This window comes from Marivirga sp., assembly GCF_024636815.1.
Lineage (GTDB): Bacteria > Bacteroidota > Bacteroidia > Cytophagales > Cyclobacteriaceae > Marivirga.
Genome location: NZ_JAGXGF010000087.1, coordinates 1 through 7,422 on the forward strand (window position 1 = coordinate 1; position 7,422 = coordinate 7,422).

At 36.3% G+C, this 7,422-nt stretch carries 6 protein-coding genes; all 6 read left to right on the forward strand.

All coding sequences use genetic code 11. From position 1 onward, the window contains the following. The coding region (locus Q0L29_RS06500) for an efflux RND transporter permease subunit (protein ID WP_296620093.1) at positions 1 to 2,177 on the forward strand (2,177 nt) is incomplete at its 5' end. Beyond that, positions 2,167 to 3,444, forward strand: a complete 1,278-nt coding sequence (locus tag Q0L29_RS06505) for a TolC family protein (protein WP_296620095.1) — start codon at positions 2,167 to 2,169, stop codon at positions 3,442 to 3,444. The genes Q0L29_RS06500 and Q0L29_RS06505, both read left to right, overlap by 11 nt. Further along, positions 3,434 to 5,131 carry an efflux RND transporter periplasmic adaptor subunit gene (locus Q0L29_RS06510; RefSeq protein ID WP_296620097.1) on the forward strand — a complete coding sequence of 566 codons (1,698 nt, stop codon included), beginning with the start codon at positions 3,434 to 3,436 and terminating at the stop codon, positions 5,129 to 5,131. Before Q0L29_RS06505 ends, Q0L29_RS06510 begins: the two co-directional genes overlap by 11 nt. Before the next feature lie 76 nt (positions 5,132 to 5,207). After that, a complete protein-coding gene (locus Q0L29_RS06515; RefSeq protein WP_296620098.1) occupies positions 5,208 to 6,434 on the forward strand; it encodes a permease in 1,227 nt (408 codons plus the stop codon). A 45-nt stretch (positions 6,435 to 6,479) separates the two neighbouring features. Then, on the forward strand, positions 6,480 to 7,193 hold the full coding sequence (locus Q0L29_RS06520; RefSeq protein ID WP_296620100.1) for a PepSY domain-containing protein: 714 nt from the start codon (positions 6,480 to 6,482) through the stop codon (positions 7,191 to 7,193). A 29-nt stretch (positions 7,194 to 7,222) separates the two neighbouring features. Then, positions 7,223 to 7,422, forward strand: a 200-nt coding sequence (locus Q0L29_RS06525) for a hypothetical protein (RefSeq protein ID WP_296620101.1), incomplete at its 3' end; no start/stop codon positions are given.

A 7,422-nucleotide genomic window follows, 5' to 3' on the forward strand; every position in this document is an offset into this window, starting at 1 on the left:
GTTTTTGGCTGCCGCTGGCACTTGTCTTAATAGGAAGCGTCAGATTGTTGGAAGAGTATAATCCTCAGTTTCTTGGTAAATATTCTACTCAAATAACATTGGTCATTATTTTAGGGGTAACTGTGTTTTTTTTAACACAAGAATGGGTGCCTTTGGGTCATCAAAAATCTTTATTTTCGAACTACCTCTTCGTCATCATTTTATTGGCCATTACACTTTTAGCTTTAATGGGAATAGTAAAATACTACCGCTACATTCTCAATTGGTGTTTGAATCATAAATTTACTTTTTTGATGGTGCCTGTCGTCACTATTTTATTTGGATTAATGATTTGGTTAGGGTTTCCTAGAATTTTCGGATTTGTAGCCAAAGGTTTTGAAAAAGTAGGTTGGAATATTCAATCCACAAAAGCTTGGAGTAGTATGGCGCATACTTTTCCAGGAGTGGGTAAAGAGTTTATGCCTTCACTTAATGAGGGTAGTTTTCTGCTAATGCCTACTTCTATGCCTCATGCTGGAATAGAAAATACCAAAGAAACACTCCAAAAGCTTGATATGGGTGTTAATTCGATACCTGAGGTGGAAATGGTGGTAGGTAAGCTTGGGAGAATAGAGAGTGCGCTTGATCCTGCGCCTATTTCTATGTACGAGAATATTATTAATTATAAATCTGAGTATATGCGTTCTGAAGATGGAGATTTGCTCAGTTTTAAGGTAGATGAAGATAATAGGTTTATCACACGTTCAGGAGATTCTCTCACAAATGAGCAGGCCATTATTGCAGGAATCAGTACGCAGGATTTAATTATAGATGAAGACGGTAAATACTACAGAAATTGGCGAACTAAAATCCAAAATCCAGATGATATATGGAATGAGATTGTAAAGAAAACTAAACTGCCTGGGGTAACTTCTGCACCTAAATTGCAGCCAATAGAAACTCGCTTGGTTATGCTTCAAACAGGAATGCGAGCACCTATGGGTATAAAAGTTTACGGACCAGATTTACAGACTATTCAAGATTTTGGTTTTCAACTTGAAGATTTGTTGAAAGAAGTGCCTTCGGTAAAATCAGAAGCCGTTTTTGCCGACAGAACCGTAGGGAAGCCTTATTTAGAAATTGACATAGACCGAATTGCTATTGCACGTTATGGATTAACCATTGAAAGTGTTCAGCAAATACTGGAAACTGCGGTTGGAGGTATGGCGCTAACAAATACAGTAGAAGGACGAGAGCGCTATGCTGTTAGAGTGCGTTACCCTAGAGAGTTGAGGGATGACCCAGAAGCGCTAAAGAATATTTTAATTCCTACACCTGCCGGAGCCCAAATTCCTTTAGGGCAATTGGCTGAATTGAAATATACCAGAGGGCCTCAGATGATCAAAAGTGAGGAGACATTTTTAGTCGGCTATGTTTTGTTTGATAAAAGAGATGGCTTTGCAGAAGTAAATGTAGTAAACGATGCACAGGCATATATTCAAGAAAAAATTGATAATGGAGAGCTTAAAGTACCGGCAGGAGTGAGCTATAAATTTTCTGGTAATTATGAGAATCAAGTTCGTGCAGTAAAACGTTTGGCTATTGTTATCCCTATCAGTTTACTGATTATTTTCCTACTGTTATATTTTCAATTCAAGACGGTAATTGCCTCAACTATTCACTTTTCAGGAGTTTTTGTCGCTTTTGCAGGAGGTTTTATTATGATTTGGCTTTACGGTCAACCGTGGTTTATGGATTTTGCAGTATTTGGAGTTAATCTGAGGGATTTATTTCAAATGGGCACCATCAATCTTAGTGTGGCAGTTTGGGTAGGATTTATTGCCTTGTTTGGAATTGCGACAGATGATGGAGTATTAATGGGTACTTATATTCATCAGGTTTTTGAAAAGAATAATCCACAGACAGTAAGCGAAGTGAGGTCGTCCGTAATAGAAGCAGGTTCGAAAAGAGTAAGGCCTGCAATGATGACGACCGCAGTGACCATCATAGCCTTGTTTCCAGTTCTAACTTCTACTGGCAAAGGTTCCGATATTATGGTGCCTATGGCAATTCCCATTGTTGGGGGAATGATCATTCAAATCATGACCATTTTTGTAGTGCCTATTTTACAGTCCATATGGAGAGAATCTGTCATAAAAAGAAATTTAAAACTTAAAAATAAGGAAGATGAAATTTGATATCAAAGGTAAATTGCATCTGAAAAAACTGGGCTTTTTCATTTTGCTAGTATTTTTCTCCATTCTTAAAAATGCTGAAATAAGTGCGCAATCTATTGAAGAGTATATGCAAATGGCTGCTGAGAATAATCCTCAATTGCAATCTGCCTATGCCGAGTTTGAAGCAGCCCTACAGCAATCACCACAGGTGGCAGCATTGCCTGATCCTACTTTAACAGTAAGTGCTTTCGGTCGAATGATAGAAACCAGAGTGGGTAGACAGGAGGCTCGCTTTAGCTTTATGCAGATGTTTCCATGGTTTGGAACTTTACAATCCAAAGAGAATGCTGCTAATTTGATGGCAGAAGCTGGTTTTTATAAGTACTTGGACAAAAGAAATCAGTTGTTCTTTGAGATAAAATCAGTATATGCAGATTTATATGCGCTGGATGAAATAATTACGCTGCAAAAAGAACAGCTTAAAATACTGGATTCTTATAAGGAGTTAACATTAAGCCAGTTTAAAAGCGCCAATGCACCTATGGTAAATGTGGTTAAAATTGATATCAGGAGAGATGAATTGCAGACTGAAATTGAATTGCTAAATGATTTGAGACAACCATTGCAGACGCAATTTAACTTATTGCTCAATAGAGATATAACTGCGGAAATTGAAGTACAGGATACCCTGGTTTTTGAATCTCTCTCCATTTTAGAAAATGAAAGCTTTGCTGAGCATCCGGGAATTGAAGTTTTAGCAAAGCAGCAAGCCTCCTACAAAAGTCAACAATCGGTGGCCCAAAAAGAAGGTCTACCCATGATAGGGTTCGGTTTAGATTATTCGATTATATCTCCACGGGATGTAGAAAATCTGGAGGGTAATGGCCGTGATGCAATAATGCCTATGGTAACACTCACTTTGCCTATTTACAGGAAAAAATATAAGGCCTCTGTAAAACAAGCAGAATTAATGGGAGAAAGTGCTGAAAAGGCACAGGAAGCACTTGTAAATGAAATGAAGAGTGAGTATGAATCTGCTAAATATGAATTACTTAAAGCAGAAAAGAGGTTGAAACTGTATGACAGACAAATTAAAAGCGCGGAAAGGGCATTGAAACTTTTATTATCAGGCTTTACCAATTCAGTAAGCACTTTTGATGAAGTCTTACAAATGAATCAGGATTTACTTGATTATCAGACACAAAAAATTGAAGCTTTAAAAGCTGGCTTTATAGCAGAAGCAAGAATTGAATATTTATTTTCTAAGAAAGAAGATTATGAAAACTAATTATAAAAACATATTAAAAATTATAGGGGTTCTGGCGCTGGGAATTGTATTGGGTTGGTTGTTATTTGGTGGATCACCGTCTGAGGAGAAAGATGAGCACACTCACGCAGAAGCAGATGAAGACATCACTTGGACGTGCTCAATGCATCCTCAAATCAAGAGAAATGAGCCGGGAAATTGCCCTATTTGTGGTATGGACCTTATTCCTATGGATGGAATGGGTGATGAATTAGATCCTAACAGCTTTCAAATGAGCGAGAACGCTATGAAGTTAGCTAACATTCAAACAGTGATAGTAGGAAAAGGAGAGATGGGCCGTAAAATCAGACTCACTGGAAAAGTTAAAATGGATGAACGTAATTCTTATACTCAATCCACCCATATTCCAGGCAGAATTGAACAGTTACGTATTAATTTTACGGGTGAAAAAGTAAGGAAAGGGCAGAATTTAGCTAGCATTTATTCTCCTGAATTAGTAACTGCACAAGAAGAGTTATTGCAAGCACAAAGTATGAAAGATGCCCAGCCGGAGTTATTGGAGGCTGCCATAGAAAAATTGAAACGCTGGAAGATCGGGCAAAGTCAAATTGATAAAATTCTGGAAAATGGAAAAGCCCTTGAAACTTTCCCTATACAAGCAGATATTTCGGGTGTGGTTACGGAAAAAATGGTTGAATTAGGTGATTATGTAGAAAGAGGAATGCCTATTTACGAAATATCAGATTTATCTAAAGTATGGATCCTATTTGATTTATATGAAGAGGAGCTGAAATGGGTAAAAGAAGGTACTCAAATCGAATACAGTGTAAATGGATTACCCGGACAGACTTTTCAGGGGGCCATCAGTTTTATTGACCCTTTACTGAATGCCCAAACCAGAGTGGCATCTGCTAGGGTTGAGGTTTCCAATAAAGATGGCATTTTAAAGCCGGAAATGTTTGTTACGGGTGTGGTTGAAGCCAAACAAAATATGGATAGAGAAGCTATTGTAATCCCAAAATCTGCAGTGCTTTGGACAGGTAAAAGGTCGGTAATTTATCTAAAAGAAAATGGAAATTTTATAATGCGAGAGGTTACTTTGGGTGCAGCCTTGGGTGAATCTTACGTCATAAAAAGTGGCCTTGAGGTAGGAGAGGAGATTGTATCGAATGGCACTTTCACTTTAGATGCAGCAGTTCAGCTATCAGGAAGACCTAGTATGATGAATAAGGATAGAGAAACCGATGAGGAAATTGAAATATCAGATGGTGCAAAATCCGAATTAGGTTCGATTTATAATACATATTTTGAACTTAAGGATGCATTAACAAAGGATGATTTTCAAACAGCTATGGCTAAAGCAAAGGAATTCAAATTAGCTATTGGCAAGATTGACATGAAGGCATTTCAAGGAGATGCACATGAAAAATGGATGGAATATCATGGAAAAATAAGAAAGGTTCTGGAACATATTCATCATCACGATAACATTGAGGACTTGCGCAAAAATTTCATAGCCTTATCCGATTGGATGATTCTAGTAACAGAAACTTTTCAACCCATTTCTGAGACGCTTTATTTACAACACTGCCCTATGGCTGATAATGATAAAGGAGCGGACTGGTTAAGTCGAGAGGAATCTATAGTCAATCCTTATTTCGGGAAGAGCATGTTGAGTTGCGGGGAGGTCACAAAAACTATCAATTAGAATCAGTGGTTTATATAAGAGCGAGGCGCAATTTTTCTATACTATAAATAAAAATTAGGGACTAAAATTTATTTTTATGGATGATTTTTTAATGAAGTGGGGTGAAGCCGCTAATACGTCTGTAGGATTTTTTTGGATGGCACTATGGGCATTCATTTTGGGATATGCACTTAGTAGTATGATTCAGGTATTTGTAACCGAAGAAAGAATGCATAAGACTATGGGAGCTAGCAATGCGAAATCCATATTTTTAGGGACATTTTTTGGGTTTATTAGTAGCTCTTGTAGTTTTTCAGCCTTAGCCTCTGCTAAATCTCTATTTCAAAAAGGAGCTAGTTTTATATCATCAATAGCTTTTTTGCTAGCATCTACCAATTTAGTGATAGAACTGGGAATCGTAATTTCAATTTTTCTCGGTTGGCAATTTGTTGTGGGTGAATATGTTGGAGGTATTCTTCTTATTTTAATTTCTTGGATTTTGATAAGAATAATTAAGCCAAAAAAACTTATTGAAAATGCAAGAAATAATTTAAAGCAAGCGGATCAAGATGATTCAGAATCAACACCCCTAAAGAAAAAACTTAAATCACCAGAAAGCTGGGCTAAAGTAGGGAAACAATATGGCATGGAGTGGAAAATGGTTTGGAAGGATGTTACCATTGGGTTCACAATCGCAGGTATTGTAGCTGCTTTCGTACCGGATTCATTTTTTCAAACCCTATTTATAAATTCTGGTGAAGGTCAAAGTTCTTTTTCATTTCTTACTTTGTTGGAGCATGTGATTGCAGGACCAATCGCAGCTTTTTTAACATTTATTGGTTCAATGGGGAATATTCCTTTGGCAGCCTTACTTTATGGTAAAGGAGTAAGTTTTGCGGGAGTAATGGCCTTTATATTTAGTGATTTAGTAGTATTTCCAGTGCTGAGAATCAATGCAAAATATTATGGATGGAAGATGTCTTTCTTTATTTTATTTTTACTTTTCACTTCTTTAATTGTAACATCTTTGGTATTACATTATGGCTTTAACCTTTTTGATATGTTACCTGATGCATCCAGTGGGAAAAGTATAACTGATAAAGACCATTTTCAATTAGATTATTCATTTTATCTGAATATAATATTTTTAATTATTTCAGGAGTTCTCGTATACATTGGTTTCTTTAAAGGAAAGGATGTTATGCATCATAAAGAAATGGCACCCAAAAGCCCACTATTAGAAAAGACCTTGAAGTATTTAGCTTTTGCTGCTTACTTTTGGTTAGCTATTGGTATAGCTATTAATTATTTTTATGTGTTATAAAATGCTCATGGATCATTTTTTTAATCTTTTTATAAAAAACTCAAATTGAGAAAAAACAATAAGTACTACCTTCGAAAAACACATCGCTATTTAGGCGTCATAATTGGTATCCAGTTTCTTTTTTGGACCATCAGTGGACTCTATTTCACCTGGACTGATTTGGATGAAATTCATGGAGATCATTTTTTACGTGAATCTGCTCAGCAAAAGTCAATTAGTTCTTCAAGTTTCAATTTAGATTCTGATACTATGAATATTCAGTCTTTAGAACTAAAATTCGTTAATCGGGAGGCCTACTTTTGGGTAAATGATTCTATTTTAATCAATGCGAAAACTGGTAAATCAAAACCGGAAATTTCTAGTGAGGAGGCAAAGGCGATAGCTCGAAATAAAATTAAGGATCAATATATTATCTCAGAGGTAAACTTTCTTACTAAAACGGGTGCTCATCACGAATTCAGAGGTAGAGATTTACCCGTGTGGCAAATAGAATTTGAAGGCTCAGAAGCACTTACTGCTTATGTAGATTCTAAAAATGGTGATTTCCAAACGGTAAGACATCGAGATTGGCGCTGGTTTGATTTCCTATGGATGACCCATACCATGGATTATGAAACTAGAGATGACTTTAATAATACTTTAATCAGAGCTTTTTCTTTTTTTGGATTGCTGACGGTGAGCTCTGGCTTTTTATTGTTTTTCGTTACCACGAAGATTAAGCGAAAGAAAAAAGCTAAAAAATCAAGCAATAAATATTAAATTTGTAACCAAGTAAATTAAAAAATAAAATGAAAAAAGTAATAGTAAGTTTAGTAGCATTGACAGTCTTAACATTGGGATGTAGTCAAGAGAAAAAATCGGAGACAAACTCGGCTAAAGAAGAGCCAAAAGAAGAAAAAGTGATGCAGGCCTCTACTTCTAATGTGAGCTCAGAGCAGTTGAAGAGCATATTGTCTTCTTATTTTAATGTGAAAGATGCCTTGGTGAA

What these genes read in the sequence shown, in the direction of transcription:
- Q0L29_RS06505 (WP_296620095.1), top strand. Translation starts at nt 2,167, where the DNA reads ATGAAATTTGATATCAAAGGTAAATTGCATCTGAAAAAACTGGGCTTT.
- Q0L29_RS06510 (WP_296620097.1), top strand. Translation starts at nt 3,434, where the DNA reads ATGAAAACTAATTATAAAAACATATTAAAAATTATAGGGGTTCTGGCG.
- Q0L29_RS06515 (WP_296620098.1), top strand. Translation starts at nt 5,208, where the DNA reads ATGGATGATTTTTTAATGAAGTGGGGTGAAGCCGCTAATACGTCTGTA.